Source organism: Synechococcus sp. BO 8801 (assembly GCF_002252675.1).
Classification (GTDB): Bacteria; Cyanobacteriota; Cyanobacteriia; order PCC-6307; family Cyanobiaceae; genus Cyanobium.
Map to the genome: position 1 here is coordinate 253784 of NZ_NQKY01000003.1, position 20438 is coordinate 274221.

Sequence of the window (20438 nt, forward strand, 5' to 3'; positions counted from 1 at the left end):
ATGGGTGCCCGGGGCACCAATGGTGCCGTTACTGCCCCTGAATTCAAGGATCCCCCGCTGGTGAGGAGCAGGCCCTGACCGATCTGCGGCCAGGCGAATCGACTCGGCCTAATCTCAGGCAGGGCAGCACCAACCGCTGACGTCCCTGCTGCTTTCCGATCGTTCGTGAAGACGAAGATTCCCGTCCTGATCTGCATCGATGTGGAACCGGATGCGTTCTTCGTCTCGCGTCAGGACCCCGAGCCATGGAAGGGCTACGAGCTCACCCATGCCTACATCCGGGAATGGCGATCGGCCCTGCAACAGCTCACCGGCGACGCCGTGCATGTCAGCTGGTTCATCCGGATGGATCCCCAGGTGGCCCTGGCCCATGGCCGTGCCTCTTGGGCCGTGGAGCACTACCCGAAGTTGTTCCAGGAGGCCATCGAGGCCGGCGATGAGCTGGGCGCCCATGTCCACACCTATCGCTGGTGTGAGAACTCCGGCGACTGGCTGGATGACCACGGCCATGACGACTGGGTGGCCGAATGTCTGGACACCGCCGTTGAGGGCTACCGCGCCAGTTTCGGGACACCCTGCCGTTCGCTGCGCTTCGGCAATTACTGGTCGGGAACGGAGGCCATCAACCGGGCCGAAGCCCTGGGGTTCCGCTTCGATCTGACCATCGAGCCCGGCCTGCCCCCGAATGCGCTGGACTCACGCAAGCCGCCCCATTCGGGCGACCTGCCTGACTACTACCGGGTGCCCCGCGAACCCTATGCCCCCTCCCGCAGCGACTTTCGCCGCAGGGCCAGACCCGGCGAGCGTGACATCACGCTCCTGCCCCTCACCTCCTCCCACCTCCGCTACGGCTGGGGTCCAAGAAGCCTGAGGCAGAGATTCAGGCGTCTGCGCCACAACGGTTGGCGGCACCGGCGGCAGGACACACCGCTGTCGCTATGGCGGGACTGGAGCCCGCCGAACGACTTCAGCGTGATGCTTGACCGGGCGATGGCCCAGCAGCGCCAGCCCTATCTGGCCTTCGCCATCCACTCCAACGCCCCCGTCGAACCCGGGTCGCTGCCGAGAATCGATCACTGCCTGCAGGCTCTGACGTCCCATCCGGAGCGCTCTAGGTTCGTGTTCTGCACCCCCGCCGAAGCCATGGCGACCCTGCAGGGGAACGCCTCAGGAAACGCATCCGGCGGCCCATCCCGCTGAGGGCGATCGGAACCCCCCGGTGGCGGAGCAGCTGCCACCAGGCACGTGGCTGCCAGGGTTCGGCCAGCAGATAGCCGGTCAGGACGGCCGTCGGGTAGGCACTCTCCGGGTGGAAGGGCACCAGCCGTCCCAGATGCCGGATGGTGTGGGGCTGCCCCCTGTGGAGCGTCCGCACCAAGGGGCGCCACTGCCGGGCGTCTCCGGAGGTGAGGGTCGGGCGCATGTACCAGCTCAGGGTGCCGATGACGAGATCCGTGGCGGCGGCCGATCGGGTCAGCTCGGCTTCAAGCTGCGTCAGGGCGGAGCGCATCAGCACCGGGTCGACCCGTTCCAGCGCCTCGATCACCTGCGCCATGGGCTCAAGGATGCGGCACTGCCGCAGGCGCCGCTCCGCTTCCGCCGGATGGCTGAGGCCCCGCTCGCGGGCGAGGGCCTCGCAGCTTGTGCGGATGTTGAGGAAGTACTCGTGGGCCCGCTCCAGGCGCCAGCGGGTGCTGGTGGCCTCCCGGTGCTGCACGCGATAGGCGGCGGTGGCACTGGCATTCCGCACCATCGGGGCGAGGGAGGCCAGCTGGAACCAGGCCTGCACATCACTGCTCCAGGCGTTCCGGGCCGGCCAGCCGCCGATGGCCTCCAGGGCGCTGCGCCGGACCAGCACGAAGGACGGGGTATCGATCCGGTGGAAGGGAAAGCTGTCCCAGGGGTCGAAGCGTTCCGGGCCCAGAAAAGGTGCCGGAAAGTGCAACTCCAGCTCGTCTTCGTAGGTGAGGGTGCGGGACACCGCCGCGCAGGCCGCCGGATCGTCGCGCAGCAGCGTGCTGAGCAGCTCGAGGTGGCGGGGATGCCAGAGGTCGTCCTGGTCCAGAAAGGTCACCAGGGCCGCCGTGCTGCGCGCGAAGCCGAACTGCCGGGTCTGGTGGGTGCCCTTGCCGGGATGGCGGTGCAGGGCCACCTGGGGAAAGGAGCGGACGATGGCGATCGAATCGTCGCTGGATCCGTCGTCGACGACGATGATCTCCCGGGCGGGCAGGGTCTGGGCCAGCACCGACGCCAGCGTCTGGCGGATCCAGGCCGCCCCGTTGAACAGCGGGATGATGACGGCGATGTCGGCCGCGGTGGCGACGGGGTCGCTCAAACCACCAGCACCGCCGCGTTCGTCGCCGCCTGCTCCTCGGCCCGTTGCTCCGGGGTGAGCCCGTCGGCCTCGGGGATCTGGCCGGCCATGGCGGAGAGCCACGCCATCAGCTGCTCCACCTGCTGGGCGGGGGACAGGGCCCCCAGGCCCCGGGCCAGCACCTTGGCGGTGCTGCCGGTGCCGCCCTGGTAGACCAGCCGGCCGTGCAGGTGCTGGGGCAGGGCCTGGCGCAGGCGGCGGAAGGCGGGTTCCTCCATCGGCGTTTCCAGGGCGATGTTGGGCTTCTCCGGCTTGATGCGCGAGAAGCCGCAGCGGCGGGCCAGCAGTTTCAGTTCCATCAGCTGCAGCAGGCTCTGCACCGGCGCCGGAATCGGGCCGTAGCGGTCGGCCCAGCCGGCGGCCAGCTCCACCAGGGCCGCCTTGCCGCCACATTCGGCGGCGGCCCGGTAGGCGGCCATCTTCTCGTCGGCCTCGGTGATCCAGTCGGCCGGGATGAAGGCCGTCACCGGCAGGTCGATCTGGGTCTCGTCCACCGCCGGGATGTCCTGGCCCTGGATCTCGGCCAGGCAGTCCTGCAGCATCTCCATGTAGAGGTCGAAACCGATCGCCTCCATCTGGCCGCTCTGCTCCACCCCCAGCAGGTTGCCCACGCCGCGGATCTCCATGTCGCGCATGGCCAGCTGGTAGCCGGAGCCCAGCTGGGCGAACTCCTGGATCGCCCGCAGCCGCTGGCGGGCCGCCTCACTGAGGGAGGCATCGCCGGGATAGAAGAGCCAGGCGTGGGCCTGGATGCCGCTGCGGCCCACCCGGCCCCGCAGCTGGTACAGCTGGGCCAGGCCGAACTTGTGGGCGTCCTCCACCAGGATCGTGTTCACCCTGGGGATATCCAGGCCGCTCTCGATGATCGTGGTGCAGAGCATCACGTCGGCCTCGCCGGCGTTGAAGGCCACCATGGCGCTCTCCAGCTCCCCCTCCGGCATCTGGCCGTGGGCCACCTGCAGCCGCAGCCCCGGCAGCATCGCCCGCAGCTGACCCGCCACCTCCTCGATGCCCTCCACCCGCGGCACCACGTAGAACACCTGGCCGCCGCGGTCGAGTTCCTGGCGGATGGCGCTGCGCACCGCCTCCTCATCGAGGCTGGCCAGGTGGGTCTTGATCGGTCGCCGCAGCGGCGGCGGCGTGGTGATCAGGCTCATCTCCCGCACCCCCGAGAGGCTCATGTAGAGGGTGCGCGGGATCGGCGTGGCGGACAGGGTCAGCACGTCCACGTCCTTGCGCAGCGCCTTGATCTTCTCCTTCTGGTTCACACCGAAGCGCTGCTCCTCATCCACCACCAGCAGACCCAGCTGGCGGAAGGCCGTGCCCTTGCCCAGCAGCTGGTGGGTGCCCACCACCACGTCGGTGTTGCCCTTGGCCAGATCGTCCAGGATCGTCTTGCGCTCGGCGGCGGTGCGGAAGCGGTTGAGCAGGGCCACCTTGAGCGGATAGGGGGCGAAGCGCTCGCTCAGGGTGCGCCAGTGCTGCTGGGCCAGCACGGTGGTGGGGGCCAGCAGGGCGCACTGCTTGCCGGCGGTGACCGCCTTGAAGATGGCCCGGATCGCCACTTCCGTCTTGCCGAAGCCCACATCGCCGCACACCAGCCGGTCCATCGGCTGGTCCCGCTCCATGTCGCGCTTCACCTCGACGATCGCCTTGAGCTGGTCGGGGGTGGGGTCGTAGGGGAAGGAATCCTCCAGTTCGCCCTGCCAGGGGCCGTCGGGGGGGAAGGCGAAGCCCGGCGCCTGGTGGCGCTCGGCGTAGAGCTTCACCAGATCCATCGCCACCTTGGCCACCGCCTTGCGGGCCCGCTCCTTGGCCTTGGTCCAGGCCGTGCCGCCCATGCGGTTGAGCTCCGGCGGGCTGTCGCTGCTGGCTCGGTAGCGGCCGAGGCTGCCCAGCTGGTCGGCGGCCACCCGCAGCAGGCCGTCGGCGTACTGCACCACCAGGTAGTCGCGGGCCTCGCCGCCGATGGCCAGCTTCTCCAGCTTCAGGAAGCGGCCGATGCCGTGGTTGCGGTGCACCACGAAGTCGCCGGGGAGCATCTTGTTGGGATCCACCGTGCGGCTGGCCGCCTTGCGGCGCCGGCGCACGTAGCCGCCGCTAGCCAGGCTGTGCTGGCCGAAGATTTCCCGGTCGGTGAACAGCACCAGCTTCCAGGCCGGCAGCTGGAACCCCTCCAGCTCAGCCGTGCCGCGCAGCTTGAGCGCCACCGGGGTGGCCTGCTCCACCAGCCGTTCGATGGCCGGGAAGTCGCGGGCGTTGGGCACGAAGCGGGTGACGCAGTCGTGCTCCTCCAGCAACGCCACGGCCCGCGACGGCTGGGCGGAGACGATCCAGGGCCGGGCCTTGTCCCGCAGGTGTCCCTTGATCTGCTCCGCCAGGCGCCCGAACTGGTTGGGGTGGGCCGGCACTGGCCGGCTGGAAAGGTCGAGATCGTTCGGGTGGCGGTCGCTTTCGTGCAGCTCCGCCAGATCGAAGCCGGTGAAGGCCTCCGCCTCCGCCAGGGCCGCTGCGATCGGCCGGTGCAGCAGGCCGGGCAGGGGCGGCTCAGCTTCGGCGGCCTTCACCACCTCGCCGTGGTGCTCGGCGGCATGGTCAAACCACTGCTGGCCGTGGGCCAGGCACTGGCGCCGTTCATCGACCGCCACCAGCGTGCCGGCAGGCAGGTAATCGAGCAGGGAGGCCGGTCTCTCCCAGGCCAGGCCCATCAGCCGCCGCATTCCCTCCGGCGTGCCGCCCTCCAGCAGCTGGTCGAGGGCGGCGGGCTCCAGCAGCCGCTCCAGCCCGTCCGGCATCCGCTCCCGCAGGGCCTCGGCGACCAGCGGCGCGTAGCTGGTGGGAGTGAAGCGCACCCGCTCGATCACATCGAGGGAACGCTGGGTGGCGGGGTCGAACTCCCGCAGCTTTTCGAGGTCTTCACCGAAGAGCTCCAGCCGCACCGGCAGCTCGGCGCTGACCGGAAACACATCGACGATGTCGCCGCGGCGGCTCCAGGTGCCCTCCTGCTCGATCGTGGGCACCTTCTCGTAGCCCAGTCCGGCCAGGGTGTGGGCCAGCTGCTCCAGATCCAGCCGGTCGCCCCGGCGCAGGGTGAGGCAGCGGGCCGCCAGCTGCGGCGGCGGCGGCAGGTGGGGCTGCAGGGCCCGCTCGGTGGCCACCACGGCGAAGCGGCCGGCGCCGGCACCCGAAGCCCCGTCCCCGTCGCCCACCAGCTCGGCCAGCACCTGCAGCTGGCCCCAGGTGATCTCGCTGGTGGGGTCGAAGGGCTCGTAGGGGGAACCCTCGCTGGTGGGATAGAGCTGGCACAGGGGCCAGCCCATCAGCTCCAGCAGGGAGGCCCAGCGGCCCGCCTCCTCCAGGGTCGGCACGATCACCAGCAGGGGGGCCTCGCCGCAGCCCGCCAGGGCGCTGGCCACCAAGGCCCGGGCCGCCCGGCCCGCCCCGCTCAGCCGCAGGCGCTCGGGCCGCCCGCAGCGTGCCCTCACCTCGGCGGTGAGCGGCGCGGCCTGCAGCTGGCGCACGAGGGCGTGGAGGGGCATCGCAACGGGGGGATCGAACCGGTGGCGATCCTCGCAACCACCGCACGCCGCCGCGACATCCCGGCCCCTTTGCCGTCATGCTGGAGGCCGGTCTGACGAGCGATGGCCCGCTTCCGTTGTCCCACCTGCCGCGGTCGTCCCCTGCGGCTGCAGCAAGCCTTCACGGGCCTTCCCCGCTGCGGGCGCTGTGGGGACCTGCTCGAGCCCAAACCCCGCCATGGCCGTGCCTGGGGCCTGGCCGTCGGGGTGACCGCGCTGGTGCTGGGGGGGGCCGCCTTCTCGGGCCTGCTGGAGCAGGTGGGCAGCCTGCCCCAGCAGGCCCCCGAAGTCACCACCCGGCTGCTGGAGCGCTTCGATCCCGCCCCCGATCCGCAGCTGCGGCCGATGGCGCTGGTCGAGGGGGGCCTGCTCGAGAACCTCAAGGAGGCCGACCGCCAATGGATTCCCACCGCCGAACCCCTGGCCGGCGGTGGCATCCGCTTCCTCTACCGCCGCCGGGCCGGCGAACCCGAGCTCTCGGTGGATGAGCTGCAGGCCCTGATCGACTCCCCACCGGACCACGGCGAGAAGCGCCAGGCCATCGCCGAACTGCTCGGCGTCCTGGAGGAGGCCGGTGTGCAGGTGCATCTGTCGGCACCGAAAAAGACGGGGGCCGCCGGGGAATGGGACCACGCCAGCCGCACCCTGAGGATCAAGCCCGCGGTGGTGGACAAGGGCACCGTGGATTTCGCCCAGGTGCTCAACCACGAGGCGATCCACGTGGCCCAGAGCTGTGCGGCGGGCGGCCTCCGCTCCGTCCCCAGGACACTGGGGCTGAGCCAGGAGGTGCCGCCGGAACTGAAGCTCCACCTCGACGATCCCCTCTATGCCGGGGCCTCCGACTGGGAGAAGGCCCTGGAGCGCGAGGCCTACGCCAACCAGCGCCAGCTGGAGCTGGGCGCCAGCCTGATCCGCACCCATTGCCGCATTCGCGCCACGGGCTAGGGAGCTGGCGGCGGGGCCGGAGCGATCAGCCGGAGATGTGGGCGATCAGATCGAGGCACTTGCTGGAGTAACCCCACTCGTTGTCGTACCAGGCCACCACCTTCACGAACGTGTCGGTGAGGGCGATGCCGGCGGAGGCATCGAAGATCGAGGTGCAGGTTTCGCCGAGGAAATCGGTCGAGACGACGGCGTCCTCCGTGTAGCCGAGGATCCCGGCCATCGGACCGGCGGCGGCCTCCCGCATGGCGGCCTTGATGGCGTCATAGCTGGCTCCCCGCTCCAGGTTCACCGTCAGGTCCACCACCGACACGTTGGGGGTGGGCACCCGGAAGGCCATGCCGGTGAGCTTGCCGCTGAGGGCCGGGATCACCTTGCCCACCGCCTTGGCCGCGCCGGTGGAGGAGGGGATGATGTTCTGGCCGGCCCCACGGCCGCCGCGCCAGTCCTTGACCGACGGCCCGTCGACCGTCTTCTGGGTGGCGGTGGTGGCGTGGACGGTGGTCATCAGGCCATCGCGGATGCCGAAGCTGTCATGCAGCACCTTGGCCATCGGCGCCAGACAGTTGGTGGTGCAGGAGGCGTTGGAGACGATGTCCTGGCCCGCATAGGTGGTGTGGTTCACCCCCATCACGAACATCGGCGTGTCGTCCTTGGAGGGGGCCGACATCACCACCTTGGACGCCCCCGCCGTGATGTGGGCACGGGCCCGCTCGTCACTCAGGAACAGGCCGGTGGACTCCAGCACCACATCGGCACCGACATCGCCCCAGCGCAGGGCGGCGGGATCGCGCTCCGAACTGATGCGGATGCGGCGTCCGTTCACCACCAGGGCGCCATCGTCGATGGCCACCTCGCCGACGAAGCGGCCATGGGTGGAGTCGTAGCGGAGCATGTAGGCGATGTAATCGACATCAATCAGGTCGTTGATGCCCACCACCTCGATGTCATCGCGCCCGCAGGCGATGCGGAAGACGAGGCGGCCGATGCGTCCGAACCCGTTGATGCCGATCCTGATGGTCACCCGTGGATCTCCCAAGGCAATACAGGGGATTCAGCGTCGCACGCAGCCAGCGGCCATCGGCGCAGCCGTCCCGGCCATTGTCGCCAGATGAAACGGGCTCGCCTGCCGCAACCGACGCCGCAGCCGCCGGCTCCAGCCGAACGCCACGGCGCCGCCGAGCAACGGCAGGGGGCCCGGCACGGGAACGCTGCGCAGGGCAGTGGGGTTGAAGGGCCTGCCATTGATCACGGCGTTGACACGATTGGCGCCGGTCGTCGATCCGAATCTGAGGGCGGATTGGTTGTTGATGACGATCAGGGAGCCGGTGATGCTCGAAGGATTTCCATTGCCGGAGCGATTCAGCGTCGCCGTGCCACCGCCGGTGAGCAGGAAGGTGCCGAAGACATCGGAGCCCGTCAGGGCGAGGTTGGAGCCGGGACGGGCGAAGTTGAAGATGATCTTCGAGGGATCCACATTTCCCTGCAGCGTCCAGTCCTGGTTGGTGGTGAGGCTGGCGGGCATGTTGAAGACGAAATACTCACGGCCCGAGCCGACGAAATTGAGATCGACGTTTCTGCCGACGGTCTGGACGTTGTAGTAGTTGATCCCCCCCGTGTCGGGCAGCGATCCGGTGAGGGTGAGACTGCCGGACAGGTTGACCGCATCGTTGTAGCGGCAGGAGCTCAGCGCCACGGTGCAGTTCGAGGCGTTGATGCCGCCGATGTAGCTGGCCACGGCCAGGGCATCCGCCTCGGCCTGGACGGTCCAGGCATTGCTGACCACCGTGGTGCCGGGGCCGTTGGTGACGGTGGCGGACTGGGATCGGAAGATCCGGGTGGCGGCGATCGATCCGGCATTGATCCGGGCATTACCGCCCACCAGGGCATGGCCGTTGCCGGGCTGGGCGGGGGCCGGTGGGGTGACGCTGCAACTTGCCGGCACGGAGACCGTGGGGCCGCCGTTGAGCTGGTTGGGGGAACCGGTGCTGGTGCCGAGGCTGGAGGCGACGTTGCTGGCGGTGATGTTCACCAGACCGAAGCCGGCGGCACACCCCAGGTTGAAGCCCTCCGCCTGGGCCCCATTGGCCCGGGCGGGCCGTTCGTGGCCGAGGGCCAGCGCCAGAGCGACCCCGAGGCCCCAGATCAGCGCCTGGCGGCCCCCCATGGCCCGGGTCCGCAGCAGAGGCGGCTCGCTGGCGGGAGAGGTTCGCTGGAGCACTGACGTCATCAACCTGGCTGACCTGGGTCTGCTGATTTCATGCAGGTGAGAATCATTCAGGCGAGAAGAAGGCATGTTTCCTTCTTTTTCAGGCGGTACTCTGCAGACATCAAGCCAATGGATGTTCGACGGGAATCTAACACCGTTCCCAAGCAGATGTCGGCATTCGCTCAGCAGCATCTCTCGGAGATCTGCGATACCCAGGACCAGAGACTGACCCGAGATCCACAGCAGGATTTCACCACAGAGGCCTCGACCACCGCCACAATGTCGGCCATTGGCCTGCACAGGGTCCTACCCCTCCCGATGTCACTGAACGATCCGGATCAGCACCCGCACCGCCAGACCGTCACCGATGTCCTGTCCCTGATCTCCCTGGCCCTTTTCGTCACCTACGTCGTGACGCTGCTGAACGCGATTCCCCCCATGGCGGTCGGGCAACCGGCCTGGCTCGCGAACCTGATCAGTGCCCTGTTGGATGGCGCCCCCCTGGCCCTGGTGGGGCTGGGGCTGGTCCATCTGCTTGCCTATCTCGAGCCCGACCACCTCCGTCTCCAGGCCCGTCGCCGGACGCTGGCCCGCTGGGCGACCGGAGCGGTGATCGGATTCCTGCTGCTGATTCCCCTTCAGGCCGTTTCCGCCGTCCAGGGCTACGGCCTGGTGGCCCGCAGCCAGAGCAGCGCCATGGCGGTGGCAACCGAACGCGCCGGGGAGTTCCAGCGCGCCATCGGAGCCGCCACGTCGGTGGAGGATCTGCAGCAGAGGATCGCGGTCCTGCAGGGCCCCGGGCTGCGGCTGGGCGACAGTCCCCAGTCCCTGCCTGACCTGAAGCGGACCCTGAACGAACGGCTGCGGGAGTCCCTGAGAAGCTCGCGAGGCGTCATCCATTCCCCCTGGAGGCCGGAGCTCTGGGCGATCGTCCAGCGGACCCTCCGGGTGCTGCTCCTGGCCCTGGTGTACGCCCTGGCCTTCGCGGCCGGCAGCCAGCGGCGGGGCCGCGAGGCGTCCCTGCTCCGGGAGCTCCTGGCCCGCTGGAATCACCTGCGGGCCAGGGGCCTGCGGCGGCGCCTGGAGGCCCGATCCACCGCGCCGCGAGCACTTCCCGCCGATATGGCCTATTTCCACGAATTGAGTGTGGCGAGGGAGCCCCAGGGCAGCGGCCCGCTCCCCTGACCGGGATCAGCCCTCCAGACCCGGAGCTGCAGGCCCGCCGTCGGCGGCCAGCAGGGTTTCCTCCTCCAGCAACATGTTGAAGCGCAGCAGGTCGGCGTCCTTCAGCTGCTGGCGGCTGCTGACACCCAGGTGCTTCTCGAGGAAGCTGCGGCCCATGCTCCCGTCCCAGCCCAGCTGCTGCAGGAGCAGGTTGCACTGCTCGAGCAGGTCGGCCCGACGCAGCGGCACCGACGCCGTGGCGGGATCGCAGCCGGGCTCGAGGGTCTCGATCGCCTGCAGATAGGCGATCAGATCGGCGTAGACGGTGATGCGATCGCGGCTGGGGTGACCGAAGCAGCGCTGCAGATAGGCCGCCTCCCGCTCCCGGTCCCAGCCGAGGCGGCGCAGCTGCAGATCCAGGTGGGTGAGTTCGGCACTCCAGTCCTCGGGGTCCTCGACGGGACTCGGGGGCGCTGGGGGCGCGGGTGTGGCCGGAAGGGGTGCAGGCTCCGGCGGCGCAGACGTCGCGGCGGGCGATGGCGGCACTGGGGGCGGCGCAGCTGGGGCCGGCGCGGGCAGCCCTGGCTCAGAGGCGGCCACCGTTCGGGTCGGAAGGGGAGCCGGCGGTTCCGCCGCCGGGCCAGGGGTCGGGGAGGCGGAGACCCGCTCCGGCAGCGAAGGCGCCCGCTCCGGCGCTGCGGCGGCCGGCCCGGGATCCTGGAGGCGGGCCAGGAGCCTGGCCCTGGCACGGTCTTCGGCCTCCTCCGCGTCGCCCGCTTCCCCCAGGGCACTGCCCAGAAAGCGCTCCCCATCCCGGGCCGAGACCAGCACGACGCGGCGGCCGCCGTCGCAGTGGAGCAGTCGGACCTGAACGTGCATGGGGGCGGGAGGGACCGACGCCCTTTCTAGAGTGCTTCTTTGCAGCCTCCACGGCCGAGCGAACCGCAGGAATGGAAGTGGAATCGGTGGAGAGCCTCACGCCCCTGCTGCAGCCCCTGCTGCAGGAAGCGGACCAGTGGGGTGAGGTGCTGTTGCTGCTGGTCCTGCTGGTGGGGCTGGAGGCGGTGCTCTCCGCCGACAACGCCATCGCCCTGGCCGCCATCTCCCGGCGGCTGCACGATCCCGCGCGGCAACGCATGGCCCTGAACCTCGGCCTGGTGCTGGCCCTGGTCTTCCGGCTGGCCCTGATCGCCCTGGCCAGCCAGGTGCTCGCCTTCTGGCCCCTGCAGCTGCTGGCCTCCGCCTACCTGCTCTGGCTCTGCGGCCGGCATCTGCTGGGCAAGGACGATGGCGCGGACGACGACGACGGTGCGGGCCAGGGCCCGACGGCAGCCGACCACACCCACGGCTCCCATCACAACCCGGGCCATCACCACCACGGCGCCACCCTGGGCTCGATCGTGGCCACCCTGGCCCTCACCGATCTGGCCTTCTCCCTCGACAGCGTCTCCGCGGCGGTGGCGGTGACCGACCGGTTGCCGCTGGTGATGGCCGGCGGGGTGATCGGCATCCTCGCCCTGCGGCTCACGGCCGAGCTGTTCCTGCGCTGGCTGGAGATCTTTCCCCACCTGGAAACCGCGGGCTACCTGGCCGTGGGACTGGTGGGGCTGAAGCTGCTGCTGCGCCTGGTGCTGCCGGCCGTGGAGGTGCCGGAATGGGCCCTGTTGCTGGTGGTGGCGGGCCTGTTCGCCTGGGGTTTCTCCCTGCGCTCGGAGCCCTCGACCCTGCCCGAGCAGGGCAGCGGCGACGCCTGAGGCCCGCGGAACGATGCGGATCGAGCTGCGCCAGATCGACTCGGACCGGCTGATCACCACGATCGAGATCGATGACCTCGGCGACGTCCCCCATCCCGGCCGCTGGCTGACCGTCGGCGAGGGCAGCTTCCTGGTGCTGCAGCGCCGCCACCGCTATCGGCTGCGGCAGGGCCGCTACGAGCTGGCGACGGTGGCCCTGCAGGTGAAGCCCCAGCGACAGCCCGCGGATGCCCTCTGGTGGGACGGGCGCTGGGTGATCGGTGACCCCCACTGCCGCTTCAACGCCCGCAGCCCCCTGCTGCGCTGCGCCGTGCTGCCGGAGGGCCCCTGCGAGCGCTGCAGCCACCGCACGCCCCGCTGAGGCGATGGCGCCGCCGGCCGGTCCTAGGCTGATGCCCACTCCGTGTTCGCGCCCGATCACCGCCCCTAATTCCAGGCCCCAGGCCCAGGCCAGCCGGAGCCGACGCAGCGGCAACGGCTCCTCCCCCACCCCCGCGCCGGTCGCTGCCCCTGGGGCCGCCCCGGTCGCTGCTTCCCTGGCCGCCGATCCCCTCACCCCCAGCCACACCGCCACCGGGCTCAACCCACCGGTGGCCGGACTGGCGACGGATTTTGCCGTGCTGGGCCTCTCGGAGCCGATCCTCAAGGCCGTGGCCGCCAAGGGCTACAGCAGCCCCTCGCCGATCCAGCTGCAGTGCATCCCCGCCGTGCTCGCGGGCCACGACGTGATGGCGGCCGCCCAGACGGGTACCGGCAAGACGGCGGGCTTCACCCTGCCGATGCTGGAACGGCTGCGCCACGGTCCCCATGCCCGCTCGGGTGTGGTGCGGGCCCTGGTGCTGACGCCCACCCGCGAGCTGGCGGCCCAGGTGGCGGACAGCGTCACCGCCTACGGCCGCTACCTGGATCTGCGCTCCGACGTCGTCTTCGGCGGCGTGAGCGCCAACCCCCAGATGCAGCGGCTGCGCCGCGGAGCCGACGTGCTGGTGGCCACCCCCGGCCGGCTGATGGACCTGCACCAGCAGAACGCCCTGCGGCTCGACCGGGTCGAGATCCTGGTGCTGGATGAGGCCGACCGGATGCTCGACATGGGCTTCATCCGCGACATCCGCCGGATCCTCTCCCTGCTGCCGGCGAAGCGCCAGAACCTGCTCTTCTCGGCCACCTTCTCCACCGAGATCCGGCGGCTGGCCACCGGCCTGCTGCACAACCCCGTGCAGCTCCAGGCCACCCCCGAGAACCAGGCCGCGCCCCTGGTGGAGCAGGTGATCCATCCCTGCGACATGGATCGCAAGGGGGATCTGCTCAGCCATCTGATCCGCAGCAACGACTGGCGTCAGGTGCTGGTGTTCTCCCGCACCAAGCACGGCGCCAACCGGCTGGCGGAGCGTCTCGAGAAGGAGGGCCTCGGGGCGGCGGCGATCCACGGCAACAAGAGCCAGGGGGCCCGCACCCGGGCCCTGGCGGAGTTCAAGAGCGGCGAGGTGCGGGTGCTGGTGGCCACCGACATCGCCGCCCGCGGCATCGACATCCACCAGCTGCCCCATGTGGTCAACCTCGACCTGCCCAACGTGGCCGAGGACTATGTGCACCGCATCGGCCGCACCGGCCGGGCGGGCCAGAACGGCCATGCCATTTCCCTGGTGGCGGCCGAAGAGCATGAGCTGCTGCGGGCCATCGAACGCCTGGTCGGCTCCCCCCTGCCCCGCCAGGAGGTGGCGGGCTTCGAGCCCACCGTGCTGTCCGCGCCGCCCCTGGATCTCAGTGGTGGCCGGGGACGCCGCAGCCAGGGCCCCCGCCACGGGCAGGGACAGGGTCACGAGCGCGGCCGGCGCCGCACCGGTTCCCGCTGAGCCAGGGCCCAGCGGGGGAATGGCAGTGGTTGTGACAGCCTCCACCGCCTCCCTAGGGTGAAGTGAGGATCTGCCTCCTTCCGACATGCCCTACGAACCCGGATCCACCCAGTGCCGCGTGCTGATCGACTGCAAGGCCCAGATCGAGGGCATGCTTCTCGCGCTGGAGCGCATCGACAACAGCCGCCACATCCGTGATCAGCTGGTGGCGGTCCACAACCAGCTGGAAGGTCTCCACGAACTGCACCGGCGCCAGCCGGAGGAGCTCGCCTCCGGCAGCTGAACCGGAGGCTGGGGCCGCCCTCCGCGGCAGGCTCATCCTGCGCCGGACGTCTCCTCCCCCCGGCCCCTCTGCTCCCACCCCTGGCAGGCCGCATAGGCACCGGCCAGGGTGGGGCTCATCACCCGCTGGCCCGGGATCCGCTCATGGCTGGCCACGTAGCAGCCCAGCGTGTCCCGGAAGATCCGGCAGCCGGATCCGGTGCTGTTGACGAAGGAAAGCTCACTGGCCATGACATCCCCACCCATTCACTGACTTCGGTCTACTGCCTGCGTCGGCAGTCCAACACTGAGACGCTGCTAAGGGAACAAAACGTCAAGACCCCTTGCCGAAAGAGCGGATCAGGGGGTATTTACACCGATCCGATCACCGACCACCAGCCCCAGCTGCTGGATCAGGGCCTGTCCCTCGCTCGGACGCCGTCCCGGCAGCTGGGCCTGGCGCAGCAGCACAGGGCAGCCACCGGTGGCCACCACCAGCCCCTCCCCCTCCACCACCGAGAGCACGGTGCCGGGGCCAGCCACTGACGAGCCATCCACTGATGTCCCGTCCTGGCTGGGGCTGCCCCAGCGGTCGGCCAGGGCGGCGGCCGCGGGGGTGAGCTGGTCCCTCAGACGAACAACGAGGGGTTCGGTGGCCAGCAGCTTCAGCCGCTCGGCCCCCCAGGGGCAGGAGGCATAGGGATACAGCCCCATCACCCGGCGATGGATGGCCAGGGCGGAGCCGCTCCAGTCCACCAGGGTGTCCTCCTTGGTGAGCTGGCGGGCGTGACTGACCCCTTCTCCGGCCTGGGGACGCACCCCGAGGCGGGCAAGCCGCTCCGGCTCAGGCCCCGCACCCGCCGCCTCGATCAGCGGCAGGGCCTCCACCAGCAGCTCCCCGGTGAGGCGCGCCAGCCGTTCCGAAAGCTGGCAGGCGTTCTGGAGCAGGGGAATGGACAGGCGCCGCTCCAGCAGCACCGGGCCGGTGTCGAGTCCTTCCTCCATCGCCATGATGCCCACGCCGGTTTCGCCATCCCCCTCCAGCAGGGCCCACTGGATCGGCGCGGCCCCCCGCCAGCGGGGCAGCAGGGAACCGTGGCCGTTCCAGCAGCCCAGGGGGGGCTGGGAGAGCACCGCCGGCGGCAGGATCTGGCCGAAGGCCACCACCACCGACAGGTCCGCCCCCAGGGCCGCCAGCTCCTGCTGGCAGCCAAGATCGCGGCGGATCCGCTCGGGGGTGAACACCGGCAGAGCCAGCTCCAGGGCCCGCTGCTTCACAGGGGAGCCCACCAGGGCCTTGCCCCGGCCACGGCGCCGGTCCGGCTGGCTCACCACAGCAACGATGCTGTGGCCGGCCTGTAGCAGGGCCTCGAGACTGACCACGGCGTAGGCCGGGGTGCCCCAGAACAGGATCCTCAAGCGTCGCCGGTGATCGAGAGACCCTCCACCCACACGTGGGGGCAGAGACCGTCGGGGGTCACTTTGGCCTGACCCTCGAAACCGACGATGGCCTTGAGCAGGGTGCGGATGTCACCGGCCACGGTGGCGGCCTCGATGGAGCGCGCGGTGCCGCCCTCCACCAGCCAGCCGTCGAAGGGGAGGGAGAAGGAGCCCTGGCTGGCCTTGACGCCGGCATGGAGGGCCGAGAGGGAATCGATCACCACCAGCCCATCGCTTCCGCCGGCACCGGAGGCGAAGCGGTCAAGGCCCCGGGCGCCCCCGTCGCTGCCGGGGGTGGGGCCGATCTCGAACCAGTCGGGGCCCACCGACACCTTGGCCCCCAGGCCGGCATGGCCGGTGGGGGCAACGCCGAAGGCCCGGGCCGTGGCCTCCGAATGGAGGAAGTGGCGCAGCACCCCGCCCTCCACCAGGGACAGGCGACCGGTGGGGGTGCCTTCGCCGTCGAAGGCGGCCGCACCCACGTTGGCCGGATTCAGGCCGTTGTCGTGCAGGGAGAAGAAGGGAACGGCCAGCTGCTCGCCCAGGGACTCGCGCCGGCTGAGGCTGACGCCATCGAGCACGGCGCGGGCATTGAACAGGCTGCTGAAGGCGCCGATCAGGTCGAGGAAGGCCTCGGGAGTGAAGACGCAGGTGTAGCGGCCGGTGGCGATGGGGGCGTAATCGAGGTGGGCGATGGTGCGCTCCGCCGCCTCCTGAACGCAGCCGGCCACATCGAGGTCGGAAGCGCCGTAGGCCAGACGCACGGCGCCGCTGCTGCGGGGCTTGCGGCCCGCCTCCTCGGCCCGGGCATAGAGATAGAGGGAGGCGGTGGTGAGGCGCTGCTGGCGGCAGGCGCCGTCACTGTTGATGTAAAGCCGGTCGCTGCTGCGCTGGGCCAGGCCGTTGTAGGGAACCGTGCCGATGGCGGGATGGCGTCCGAGCAGGTCGCGCTCGGCCTCCTTGAGGGTGTCCAGCAGGCTGAGGATGCTGACGGCCGGGCGGAGCGGCTGCTCCAGGACCGGCAGCGGCGCGGTGGCCAGAGGGGAGAAGTCGGGGACCTCATCGACGTTGCCGTAGGCGCTGGCGTCACGGGCCCCGGCCAGGGCCCGGGCCAGGCCGGCGTCGGAGAGGTCGGAGGTGCTGGTGATGCCCACCAGACCGTCGTCGTTCCAGACCCTCAGGGTGATGGCGCTGCGCTGGGCGCCCTTCATCTGCTTGGCTTCGCCCCGGTCGACCTGCACGGAGGTGTCGGTGCTGCAGGAGGCGCCCAGATCCCAGCGACGGACCCCCTCACGCTGGGCCAGCTGGTCGAGCCGCTGGCGCAGCACCTCGGCATCGAGGCTGGCGGCCGCTGATTCGGTGGTTCCCATGATCAGCGTCCCCCCACGGTGATGGTGTCGACCTTGATGTGGGGCTGGCCCACGGTGACGAAGATGCTGCCGCTGACCGAGCCGCAGAAGCCGGCGGCCAGCTCCAGGTCGTTGGCGCACATGGAGATCCGGGGCATCACCTCCTTGGCGTCGCCGATCAGGGTGGCCCCCTTCACCGGCTTGGTGAGGGTTCCGTTCTCGATCAGGTAGCCCTCCTCGACGGCGAAGTTGAACTGGCCGGTGGGGCCGACGCTGCCGCCCCCCATCGACTTGCAGTAGAGCCCCTTGTCGACGGAGGCGATCAGATCCTCCGGGCTGTGGGGGCCGGCGGCGATGTAGGTGTTGCGCATGCGGCTGGCGGCGGCGAAGGCGTGGCTCTGGCGCCGGCCGCTGCCGGTGCGGGGATGGCCGGTGCGGCGCTCCCCGGCCCGGTCGCTGAGGAAACGCTGCAGGACGCCGTTCTCGATCAGCACCGTGCGCTGGGGTTCCATGCCCTCGTCGTCCATGGCCAGGGACCCGAAAGCGCCGGCGGTGAGGCCTTCGTCGATGGCCGTGAGGGAGGGGTGGGCGATGGCCTGGCCGACCATGTCGGCGAAGGGGGTGGTGGCCCGCTCCACCTGGGTGGTCTCCAGCAGGTGGCCGCAGGCCTCATGGAAGATCACACCGCCGAAGCGGTTGGCCAGCACAACAGGAAACTGGCCGGCCTCGACGTAATCGGCGTAAAGCATGGTGCCGGCGCTGCTGCAGACCTCCACCGCGGCCGCCTCCACATCCCAGCGACGCAGGTCGTCAGGGCTGTCGGAGGTGCCGTAGCGGCGGCCCAGGCTGGCCCGGTGGTCGCCGTCGGCCGCCAGCACATTGAGGCCCACCGACTGGTGCAGCCGCACGTCCCGGGCGAAGGTGCCATCGCTGGCGGCCACCAGCACCTCCTGCCAGTCGCGGGCATAGCTGCCGCGACGCACCTGCAGGTGGTGGCCATGGGCCTGGAGCCGGTCGGTGCCCTCAAGCAGACGGCTGGTTGCCTCCGCCAGGGACGGACAGGACGGCAGCCAGCCGTCCTTGGTGGCGGCGAAGTCGCGCAGCTCGGGCAGGCCGTCAAAGCCCCCGCCTGTGTGGGCGGGGAGCACGAGGCCCAGCATGCCCAGGGCCTGCTCAAGGGCGGCCCGCAGGCCGGCGGCGCTCAGGTCATTGGTGGAGACGAAACCGTCCCGATCCCCCAGGAACACCCGCAGCCCTGCCCCGGCGCCGAAGGCCGGGCTGACGCTGGTGATCGAATCCTGCTCGGCGAGCAGGCCGAGGTGGTCGGAGCGCTCCAGGAACACCTCCACCAGGTCGGCCCCGGCCGAGCGCCCAGAGGCCAGGAGCGGCTCCAGGACGGAACGCCAGGCCGGATCGCCGAGGGCCGCCGGGGACAGGGTGAGCGCAGTGCCGGCCGGTGCGCCGGTGGGAGGGGAGACGACCAAGCGGCGAAGGGAGAACTCGGCCGATTCTGGCGGGTCGGCTCAGCGCACGGCGGGCTGGAAGCGCTCGCTGCGGATCGGCGCCATCAGGAACAGGCGCGCCATCTGGACACCGTTGCCGAACCAGTGGGGCAGTTTGCGCAGGGCACGCACCGGCGCCGGGGCGCCGGAACGGTCGGCCCGATCGAGGGCGGCGTTGTTCTGCACCAGCTTCTCCAGCCGCTCGTAGAACTCGGGGTGCTCGACGTTGAGCACCACGGGGAACACCCGGGCGGAGGTTTCGTTGGTCTTGGCGATCACGTACTTGTCGTAGGTGCGGGCATCAAGCCCGAGGGCCTCATAGAACTCCTTGCGGGCGACGTCGCGCACGTACATGGTGGCGAACACGGCCAGCAGGAAGAAGCGGCACCAGAGGCGGGCGGTGAAGCCGCGCACGGTGTCGGGCTGGGCCTTCATCAGGGCGTCGAAGAAGTCGCCGTGGCGGTTCTCGTCCTGGCACCAGTTTTCGAAGAAGTTGAAGATCGGGAAGATCTTGCTTTCCGGGTGCTGCTCCAGGTGGCGGTAGATGGCGATGTAGCGCCAGTAGCCGATCTTCTCGGAGAGGTAGGTGGCGTAGAAGATGAACTTGGGCTGGAAGTGGGTGTAGGCCTTGGTGGCCGTCAGGAAGCCCAGGTCGAGCTGGAGGCCGAAATCGGCCATGGCCTTGTTGAGGAAGCCGGCATGGCGGGCCTCATCGCGGGCCATGTGGGCGAAACATTCCGCCAGCAGCGGGTTGCGCTCCTTGATGCGGCGGCTCAGCTCCTTGTAGAGCAGGAAGCCCGAGAACTCCGAGGTGCAGCTCTGCTCGAGAAACTCGACGAACACCCGACGGGTCTCGGGGTCCAGCTTGTCGGCGGCGCCTTCGAACTGGTCGTCGCGGACGAAATGGTGGCGGTTGTAGTCCTTGCGGAACTCCTCGCAGATGGCCTCCAGCTCCACTTCGTTGGGCCGCAGATCCATCGCCGCCATGGCGTCGAAATCCGTGGTGTAGAAGCGCGGGGTGAGGATCGTGTCCTTCACCGGGTCCTTGATGGCCGGGGCATCCGGGGTGCCCACCCGGGGGGCGGTGGGGGCTTGGGTGGCGGGAGGCACCATCGCGCGGGCGTTCAGAGAGCTCGGCAGCCATCGTAGGCATCGATCCCCGCCATCGGTCCGGATGTGAAGCCGCGGATGTGAAGCCGGCGGACGGGGAGGTGCCTCAGTTGGGGCCCAGCCACTTCTGGCCGTTGAGCCGCTGCACCACCCGCGACACCAGCAGCGACAGGGTCATCTTCTTCTCGTCGATCAGGAACGACTCCAGCAGGCTGGGGCTGCCGGCCCCCTCGCTGAGGGCGATGGTCTTGGCGGAGCTGATGTCGGGCCGGGTGAAGCAGAGCCAGAAGCGGCGCTCGCCCGGCAGCCGCCCCCGGACCATCCAGCAGTCGGCCCCGACCACCGGCATGGTGCCCTGCTCGAACACCAGCTCAGGGGCCGGGCCGCCGTAGGCCTCGATTTCCTTGACCAGGGCCGGCAGCAGCAGCTCCGGCACAAAGACCTCGAACGGCTTGTCCTCCGGGGCGGGTGGCTTGGCCTTCGCGGCGGCGGGGGCCGCGGCGGGCGCCTCTGGTTTCACGGGGGCGGCGACGACAGGGTCGGGGGTGTTGCTGGGGGTCTCGGTCACCGGTGCGGTCCCTGGGCGCGGAGGTGGAGGAACTTTAGGCAGCGTCCCGGAGCCGCAGGTGGTCGCGGCGACCGGAATCACCACTCCTCGCCGTCGTTGTTGCCCCAGTCATCGGCGGCGCTGGCCGGGGCCGGGGCCGGAGGGCGCGACACCACCGCCGGCTCCGGACGGAACGGGCGCGGGCCTGAGGCCTCGGGACGGTGCAGCACCCGGTAGGGCACCGAGACCGTCGGGGCCGGCTCACCGGGGGCCCGGCTGGGTCCAGCGGCGGTGGCCGCTGGAGCGGCTTGGGCGGGAGGCGCGGCGGCGGAGCGCGCCTCGGATCGGCCGGCCC

General features: G+C 70.3%; 18 protein-coding genes and 1 pseudogene. 7 read left to right on the plus strand and 12 right to left on the minus strand.

The features are described 5' to 3' along the window. Positions 1 to 165 precede the first annotated feature (165 nt). Positions 166 to 1200, plus strand: a complete 1035-nt coding sequence (locus tag CJZ86_RS04235) for a polysaccharide deacetylase family protein (protein WP_094584694.1) — start codon at positions 166 to 168, stop codon at positions 1198 to 1200. Here CJZ86_RS04235 and CJZ86_RS04240 read toward each other — a convergent pair. Both CJZ86_RS04240 and mfd read right to left on the minus strand, forming a co-directional pair. Next, positions 1112 to 2335 carry a glycosyltransferase family 2 protein gene (locus CJZ86_RS04240; protein WP_158219497.1) on the minus strand — a complete coding sequence of 408 codons (1224 nt, stop codon included), beginning with the start codon at positions 2333 to 2335 and terminating at the stop codon, positions 1112 to 1114. The genes CJZ86_RS04235 and CJZ86_RS04240 overlap by 89 nt on opposite strands. Next, positions 2332 to 5913: a transcription-repair coupling factor gene (gene mfd, locus CJZ86_RS04245; protein ID WP_094584696.1), complete on the minus strand. Its 3582-nt coding sequence runs from the start codon at positions 5911 to 5913 to the stop codon at positions 2332 to 2334. Before mfd ends, CJZ86_RS04240 begins: the two co-directional genes overlap by 4 nt. A gap of 102 nt (positions 5914 to 6015) precedes the next feature. On the opposite strand from mfd, the gene CJZ86_RS04250 reads away from it, so the two are divergent. Continuing rightward, a complete protein-coding gene (locus tag CJZ86_RS04250) occupies positions 6016 to 6897 on the plus strand; it encodes a hypothetical protein (RefSeq protein ID WP_094584697.1) in 882 nt (293 codons plus the stop codon). 25 nt (positions 6898 to 6922) lie between these two features. Here CJZ86_RS04250 and gap read toward each other — a convergent pair whose 3' ends face one another. Further along, positions 6923 to 7918: a type I glyceraldehyde-3-phosphate dehydrogenase gene (gap, locus tag CJZ86_RS04255; protein WP_094584698.1), complete on the minus strand. Its 996-nt coding sequence runs from the start codon at positions 7916 to 7918 to the stop codon at positions 6923 to 6925. Between the two features lie 30 nt (positions 7919 to 7948). After that, the gene (locus CJZ86_RS04260; protein WP_143594028.1) at positions 7949 to 9124 is read right to left on the minus strand and encodes a hypothetical protein; all 1176 of its coding nucleotides are present in this window, start codon (positions 9122 to 9124) and stop codon (positions 7949 to 7951) included. Between the two features lie 297 nt (positions 9125 to 9421). On the opposite strand from CJZ86_RS04260, the gene CJZ86_RS04265 reads away from it, so the two are divergent. Then, positions 9422 to 10288 carry a hypothetical protein gene (locus tag CJZ86_RS04265; protein WP_094584700.1) on the plus strand — a complete coding sequence of 289 codons (867 nt, stop codon included), beginning with the start codon at positions 9422 to 9424 and terminating at the stop codon, positions 10286 to 10288. Between the two features lie 6 nt (positions 10289 to 10294). On the opposite strand, the gene CJZ86_RS04270 is transcribed toward CJZ86_RS04265, so the two are convergent. Then, on the minus strand, positions 10295 to 11146 hold the full coding sequence (locus CJZ86_RS04270; RefSeq protein WP_094584701.1) for a hypothetical protein: 852 nt from the start codon (positions 11144 to 11146) through the stop codon (positions 10295 to 10297). Positions 11147 to 11217: 71 nt separating this feature from the next. On the opposite strand from CJZ86_RS04270, the gene CJZ86_RS04275 reads away from it, so the two are divergent. From CJZ86_RS04275 to CJZ86_RS04290, 4 genes are all read left to right on the plus strand, one after another. Beyond that, the gene (locus CJZ86_RS04275) at positions 11218 to 12021 is read left to right on the plus strand and encodes a TerC family protein (protein WP_094584702.1); all 804 of its coding nucleotides are present in this window, start codon (positions 11218 to 11220) and stop codon (positions 12019 to 12021) included. 13 nt (positions 12022 to 12034) lie between these two features. Next, positions 12035 to 12382 (plus strand): DUF6464 family protein, encoded by a 348-nt coding sequence (locus CJZ86_RS04280; RefSeq protein WP_094584703.1) that lies wholly within the window; start codon positions 12035 to 12037, stop codon positions 12380 to 12382. A 229-nt stretch (positions 12383 to 12611) separates the two neighbouring features. Beyond that, positions 12612 to 13874: a DEAD/DEAH box helicase gene (locus CJZ86_RS04285; protein WP_094584738.1), complete on the plus strand. Its 1263-nt coding sequence runs from the start codon at positions 12612 to 12614 to the stop codon at positions 13872 to 13874. Between the two features lie 85 nt (positions 13875 to 13959). Beyond that, the gene (locus tag CJZ86_RS04290; protein ID WP_015108343.1) at positions 13960 to 14157 is read left to right on the plus strand and encodes a hypothetical protein; all 198 of its coding nucleotides are present in this window, start codon (positions 13960 to 13962) and stop codon (positions 14155 to 14157) included. Between the two features lie 32 nt (positions 14158 to 14189). On the opposite strand, the gene CJZ86_RS04295 is transcribed toward CJZ86_RS04290, so the two are convergent. The 7 genes and pseudogenes from CJZ86_RS04295 to CJZ86_RS16910 form a co-directional block, all read right to left on the minus strand. Next, positions 14190 to 14387, minus strand: a complete 198-nt coding sequence (locus CJZ86_RS04295) for a hypothetical protein (protein ID WP_094584704.1) — start codon at positions 14385 to 14387, stop codon at positions 14190 to 14192. Between the two features lie 108 nt (positions 14388 to 14495). Continuing rightward, positions 14496 to 15554 carry a methionyl-tRNA formyltransferase gene (fmt, locus tag CJZ86_RS04300; RefSeq protein ID WP_094584705.1) on the minus strand — a complete coding sequence of 353 codons (1059 nt, stop codon included), beginning with the start codon at positions 15552 to 15554 and terminating at the stop codon, positions 14496 to 14498. Continuing rightward, positions 15551 to 16945, minus strand: a complete 1395-nt coding sequence (locus CJZ86_RS04305; RefSeq protein WP_094584706.1) for a TldD/PmbA family protein — start codon at positions 16943 to 16945, stop codon at positions 15551 to 15553. Before CJZ86_RS04305 ends, fmt begins: the two co-directional genes overlap by 4 nt. Positions 16946 to 16947: 2 nt before the next feature. Beyond that, positions 16948 to 18360 carry a TldD/PmbA family protein gene (locus CJZ86_RS04310; protein WP_094584739.1) on the minus strand — a complete coding sequence of 471 codons (1413 nt, stop codon included), beginning with the start codon at positions 18358 to 18360 and terminating at the stop codon, positions 16948 to 16950. Between the two features lie 87 nt (positions 18361 to 18447). Then, a complete protein-coding gene (gene acsF / locus CJZ86_RS04315) occupies positions 18448 to 19539 on the minus strand; it encodes a magnesium-protoporphyrin IX monomethyl ester (oxidative) cyclase (protein WP_094584707.1) in 1092 nt (363 codons plus the stop codon). Positions 19540 to 19642: 103 nt separating this feature from the next. Then, entirely contained in the window at positions 19643 to 20104 is a 462-nt protein-coding gene (locus CJZ86_RS04320; RefSeq protein WP_233133827.1) for a DUF2996 domain-containing protein, read from the minus strand. Between the two features lie 77 nt (positions 20105 to 20181). Then, positions 20182 to 20438, minus strand: a pseudogene (locus CJZ86_RS16910) (hypothetical protein); the annotation flags it as partial.

Coding starts and splice junctions, on each gene's coding strand:
- mfd (WP_094584696.1), bottom strand. CDS start 5,913: ATGCCCCTCCACGCCCTCGTGCGCCAGCTGCAGGCCGCGCCGCTCACC.
- CJZ86_RS04250 (WP_094584697.1), top strand. CDS start 6,016: ATGGCCCGCTTCCGTTGTCCCACCTGCCGCGGTCGTCCCCTGCGGCTG.
- CJZ86_RS04260 (WP_143594028.1), bottom strand. CDS start 9,124: ATGACGTCAGTGCTCCAGCGAACCTCTCCCGCCAGCGAGCCGCCTCTG.
- CJZ86_RS04265 (WP_094584700.1), top strand. CDS start 9,422: ATGTCACTGAACGATCCGGATCAGCACCCGCACCGCCAGACCGTCACC.
- CJZ86_RS04270 (WP_094584701.1), bottom strand. CDS start 11,146: ATGCACGTTCAGGTCCGACTGCTCCACTGCGACGGCGGCCGCCGCGTC.
- CJZ86_RS04275 (WP_094584702.1), top strand. CDS start 11,218: ATGGAAGTGGAATCGGTGGAGAGCCTCACGCCCCTGCTGCAGCCCCTG.
- CJZ86_RS04280 (WP_094584703.1), top strand. CDS start 12,035: ATGCGGATCGAGCTGCGCCAGATCGACTCGGACCGGCTGATCACCACG.
- CJZ86_RS04290 (WP_015108343.1), top strand. CDS start 13,960: ATGCCCTACGAACCCGGATCCACCCAGTGCCGCGTGCTGATCGACTGC.
- CJZ86_RS04295 (WP_094584704.1), bottom strand. CDS start 14,387: ATGGCCAGTGAGCTTTCCTTCGTCAACAGCACCGGATCCGGCTGCCGG.
- CJZ86_RS04305 (WP_094584706.1), bottom strand. CDS start 16,945: ATGGGAACCACCGAATCAGCGGCCGCCAGCCTCGATGCCGAGGTGCTG.
- acsF (WP_094584707.1), bottom strand. CDS start 19,539: ATGGTGCCTCCCGCCACCCAAGCCCCCACCGCCCCCCGGGTGGGCACC.